4 protein-coding genes are annotated in these 3991 nt (G+C 68.1%); 3 read left to right on the forward strand and 1 reads right to left on the reverse strand.

What is annotated here, in order from left to right; translation table 11 throughout:
- Positions 1-248, reverse strand: a 248-nt coding sequence (locus HUV01_RS13270) for a hypothetical protein (RefSeq protein WP_174298699.1), incomplete at its 3' end; no start/stop codon positions are given.
- Positions 249-429: 181 nt separating this feature from the next.
- Here HUV01_RS13270 and HUV01_RS13275 point away from each other — a divergent pair.
- The 3 genes from HUV01_RS13275 to HUV01_RS13285 form a co-directional block, all read left to right on the forward strand.
- A complete protein-coding gene (locus HUV01_RS13275) occupies positions 430-1908 on the forward strand; it encodes a cysteine--tRNA ligase (RefSeq protein WP_174298700.1) in 1479 nt (492 codons plus the stop codon).
- Positions 1909-2492: 584 nt separating this feature from the next.
- Complete coding sequence (locus tag HUV01_RS13280) at positions 2493-2726, forward strand: hypothetical protein (RefSeq protein ID WP_174298701.1); 234 nt, start codon at positions 2493-2495, stop codon at positions 2724-2726.
- A gap of 149 nt (positions 2727-2875) precedes the next feature.
- On the forward strand, positions 2876-3991 hold a 1116-nt coding region (locus tag HUV01_RS13285; protein WP_174298702.1), incomplete at its 3' end, for a 3-deoxy-7-phosphoheptulonate synthase class II.

The raw sequence follows: 3991 nt of genomic DNA on the forward strand, positions 1-3991 counted from the left end.
ATCGCCGCCAGCCGGGCATCGACCTGCCGCAACGCGGCGAACTGCGCGGCGTCGTCGGCGCGTGGCGGCGGCGCGGCGGCGGTCAGGAGCGACAGCGACAGCCAGCTGGCCAGTCTTCCCCACCGCATCACCGGGCCGCCGGACGAACGGGCCGCCGGACGAACGGGCCGCCGGACAGGCGCCGCCGACGGGCCGTCGCGCCCTGCATCGCCGTTGACCAGGACATGGGCGAAGGACGGCTGGATCAAGGACGAACCTCATGCTGGCGGTGACGGCGTCGCTGCGGCCACCCGGCCGACACGCCGCTTCTTGCGTCGGGGCACGGCGTTGCACAAGCGGTCGCCGATCCCCGACAGGCGCAGACGTCGTCGCAAACGCCGACGATCGCCGGCGGAGTCCTCCCCTTGGCGGCGGCGAGGAGCGCAGGCTATGGCCGACCGCACCATGCCGCCGCTCGTCCTGTTCAACAGCCTCTCGCGCCAGCCCGAGGCGTTCCGCCCGATCGATCCCGCCGACGTGCGCGTCTATACCTGCGGGCCGACCGTCTATGCCGACCAGCACGTCGGCAACATGCGGGCGTTCCTGTTCGCCGACACGCTGGTCCGCACGCTGCGCGCGCGCGCGGCGGCCGAGGGCTGGGGCCGCGTCCGCCATGTCATCAACATCACCGATGTCGGCCACCTGACCAGCGACGCCGATGCGGGCGACGACAAGATGGAACGCGCCGCCGCCAGCCAGGGTCGCTCCATCTGGGACCTGGCTGCGCGGTACACGGCCGATTTCAGGCGCGACGTGGCGCGGCTCGGTATCGCCGAGCCGAGCATCTGGGCGGTCGCGACGGACCATATCGCCGAGATGGTCGACTTCGCCGCGGCGATCGCGCCGGCGCATTGCTACACGCTGCCCGGCGGGCTGTATTTCGACACGGGCACCGTGCCCGACTATGGCCGCCTCGCCAGAGCCGGCACCGATGGAAACGGGGGCGGGGACGGCGAGAGCCGGATCGATGCCGTCGTCGGCAAGCGCCATCCGCAGGATTTCGCGATCTGGCGCATCTCCGCGCCCGGCGAGGACCGGCAGATGGAGTGGGACTCACCATGGGGACGCGGGGCGCCAGGCTGGCATCTGGAGTGTTCGGTGATGAGCCGCCAGTATCTCGGCAGTCCGTTCGACATCCACACCGGCGGCATCGACCATCGTGAGATCCACCATCCCAACGAGATCGCGCAGAACCAGGCTCGCTGTGGCTGCGCCGATCCGGGGGCGACCTTCTGGCTGCACAACAACTTCCTCGTCCAGCGCGACGGAACCGATACGGGCAAGATGAGCAAGTCGTCGGGCGCCATCACCACGCTCCAGTCACTGGTCGATCGCGGCATCCACCCGCTGGGTTATCGGTTGATGTGTCTTCAGGCGCATTACCGATCGGAGCTGGAGTTCTCGTGGAGCGGGCTGGTGGCGGCGCTCACCCGGCTGCGGCGACTGGTACAGGCGGTCGAGGGTTTGCGGAGCCGACCTGGCGGCGAGAGCATCGCGGACGCGGGCGTCTATCGCGAGCAGCTCGACGCGGCCATGGCGGAGGACCTCAACACGCCCCGTGCGCTGACCGCGCTGGAATCGATGCTGGCCGACGAGCGGGTCGCACCCGCCGCACGCATCGCCGCGCTGGCGGACTTCGACGCGGTGCTGGGGCTGAACCTCGGGACGCTGGCCCGCGAGGACCTGCGGATCCGCCCCGCCACCGCTACGATCGACGTCCCGGCGATCGCCGGCCGACTGGCAGATCGGCGCAAGGCACGCGGAGCGAAGGACTTCGCCCGATCCGATGCGATCCGCAACGACCTCCATGCCGCCGGCATTGAGGTAATGGACGGCGATCCGCTGGGCTGGGACTGGCGCCTGGCGTGAACGCGGGCGCCGACCGCCGGCGGTTGGCGGGATGGGCCGTTATGGCGCCAGCCCCCCTCCTCCGCTCCCGCTGTCGATCCGGACGGTGCTTTTACTCTCAGGTAAGCGTCTACAAGGCGAGGATCCAAGGCCGCCCAGAAGGCTGGTTCCCGCCTTCGCGGAAGGACGGGAGAGCCTGTTTGTCCGGGTAGGAGGATCACCGATCCGGACTTGGCATAAATGTGAGTCCCGGCTGGATGTTCCACGCCGCTGCCCAGACGCGACAACTGTAACCTGACTGTAACCATGTATCCATCGCGTCGAGTTCAGTATACGATCGGCTCAACCGAGATCGCGTCGTCTCCACGCGGTTGAAATCACGTCGACATGACCGGCAGTCGCGCGGCCTGCCCAATTTTGTTAACGAATGCCTAACAAGTGCCAGATTGTCAGCGCCTGGAACCATCGACTGTTGTCGGCAAGCCTCAGCGATCGGGCGAATGTGGGTTTTAATCGCCGGATGACAGTGAGCGGTTGCAACAATCGTTCGACTGATGCACTAATGACTCGAAGTCCACGATGTCATCACCAACGGGAGTACGACCATGCGCCTCACCAAGTATCTCGCAGCTGCGGCCGCCCTGTCGCTCGCGGCGGTTCCTGCCCTTGCGGACACCAACCCTGCGGCCAGCCTTTCCCTGTCGCACTCGTCGCGTGCCGCTGGCCACGGCAAGCACAGCAGCGACCTGCTCGGCAGCGGCGTTGTCGTCGCCGTCGTCGCGGTCGTTGCGATCGGCGTCGGTGTCGGCGTTGCCGCGAGCAATTCGTCGAGCAACTGATCTTCACCGATCGGACGTGAGAAAGGGGGCCGGCCGGCCCCCTTTTTTATGTCCATCGCTCGTCCTCGCCGCGGGGCGCGGCCTGCTCCGCGTTTGCAGCGGATGCCGTTTCGGAGCATGGGTGGCGCGCACATAACGGAAACCCTGACATGGCCGCCCACTGGGCTCCCGACAGCTGGACCCGCCACGAAGCGCGCCAGCTTCCCGTCTATCCCGATCCGGCCGCCCTTGCAGCCGCCTGTCGCCAGCTTGGCGGCTATCCACCGCTCGTGTTCGCGGGCGAGGCACGGCAGCTGACCGCCGATCTCGCGCGCGTGTCCGCGGGCGAGGCTTTCCTGTTGCAGGGCGGCGATTGCGCGGAGAGCTTCGCCGAGTTCCACCCCAACAACATCCGGGACACGTTCCGCGTCATCCTGCAGATGGCGGTCGTCCTCACCTATGCCTCCAAGCTGCCGGTCGTGAAGCTAGGGCGCATGGCCGGGCAGTTCGCCAAGCCGCGCTCGACCGCGACCGAGACGGTCGATGGCGTCGAGCTGCCATCCTACCGCGGCGACAACGTGAACGACATCGCCTTCACCGCCGCCGGCCGCGCGCCCGATCCCGCCCGGATGATCCAGGGCTATGCGCAGGCGGCGGCGACGCTCAACCTGTTGCGCGCCTTTGCCAGCGGCGGCTATGCGAACCTCCATCAGGTTCATCGCTGGACGCACGACTTCATGGGCCGCAGCCCGTGGGCGCGCAAATATGCCGAAACCGCGGACCGGATCGGCGAGGCGCTGGAGTTCATGGCCGCGTGCGGGATCGACCCCGAGACAGCGCCTCAGCTCGCGCAGACACGTTTCTACACCAGCCACGAGGCGCTGCTCCTGCCGTTCGAGCAGGCGATGGCGCGGCAGGACTCGCTCACCGGCGACTGGTACGACACCAGCGCGCATTTCCTGTGGATCGGCGATCGGACGCGGTTCGAGGGATCGGCGCATGTCGAGTTCCTGCGTGGGATCGACAATCCAATCGGCGTGAAATGCGGACCGGGGCTGGAGCCGGACGGGCTGCTGCGCCTGCTCGACACGCTCAACCCCGCACGCGCATCGGGGCGAGTGACGCTCATCACCCGCTATGGCCACGACAGGATTGAGGCCGAGCTGCCGCGGCTGATCCGCGTCGTCCGCCGCGCCGGCCATCCGGTGGTGTGGAGCTGCGATCCGATGCACGGCAACGTCGTCAAGGCGTCGACCGGCTACAAGACGCGGCCGTTCGACCGCATC

It is taken from the genome of Sphingomonas bacterium (genome assembly GCF_903643035.1).
Taxonomy (GTDB): Bacteria; Pseudomonadota; Alphaproteobacteria; order Sphingomonadales; family Sphingomonadaceae; genus Sphingomonas.

Bases quoted from the DNA above. Each gene is read 5' to 3' on its own strand.
- HUV01_RS13275 (WP_174298700.1), top strand. From the start codon at position 430: ATGGCCGACCGCACCATGCCGCCGCTCGTCCTGTTCAACAGCCTCTCG.
- HUV01_RS13280 (WP_174298701.1), top strand. From the start codon at position 2,493: ATGCGCCTCACCAAGTATCTCGCAGCTGCGGCCGCCCTGTCGCTCGCG.